Below are 754 nucleotides of genomic sequence, written 5' to 3' on the forward strand. Positions count from 1 at the left end.
TGGAGGCCAGGCCGCCACGCAGCGACGATGGGAGCGCGCGCGGTAGCCGCCGCATAGGTTCTCAACGGCCTGAAGGGTCGCGGCAGCAATCAGGTGCTTTGCGGGCCGAGGGCGGACCCTCGCGCCAGGCGCAGCGGTCCGGACTTTCCCACGGAGGCGGGCTACCGCCGCATAGACAAACTGCCGATTTGCAAGCGGGACGGCATTCCGAAGCAGCCCGGCAGCGCGTCTCTCGCGCAATGTCGAGCAATCTGTTCAACAATGCCCTCGATGACATTGGTCGAGCTCGGGACATCGTTCAGTTCTCCTGTGCGGTGGTGCGCCACAGCGGCATGCTGCGGGACCAGGAAGAGCAGGCAGCATTCCTGCAAGGAGCCGCTGTCCAATTCACCCGTCACTTTCTGCCAAACTGGGAACAGGACATCCGTGAAGGAGAATCGTTTGGATATGCGACCGTATCCAACGCAGTCAGCCGCGAACTCGGAGGTCAGCCGGGCATGCAGGCCTGCAGGGCCATGGCAGCCAAGGTATCGAGCTCTACCAGCGCCCTCGACGATGTAGATGCTCGCGCGTTGCCGCTCTTGGCACTGTCGTTCGGCCGATATCCCCAACTGGCGGAATGCCGCGACGGCACGGTCAGGATCGGCGAATTCTGCAGCGACAACCCAGCAGTGCTTCGCCAGCTCGACGCTCGAAACCTCTCGCTGCTGGTGAACGGCTTCAGCAAGTGGCCTGACCAGCCAGGGTGTGGCGA

The 754-nt window shown here is 63.5% G+C and carries 1 pseudogene; it reads left to right on the forward strand.

Annotated features, from left to right (window positions below):
• Positions 1-239 precede the first annotated feature (239 nt).
• A pseudogene (locus RFM52_RS32730) lies at positions 240-754 on the forward strand (hypothetical protein); the annotation flags it as partial.

This window comes from Mesorhizobium humile (genome assembly GCF_033977215.1).
In the GTDB taxonomy this organism is placed as follows: Bacteria; Pseudomonadota; Alphaproteobacteria; order Rhizobiales; family Rhizobiaceae; genus Mesorhizobium; species Mesorhizobium humile.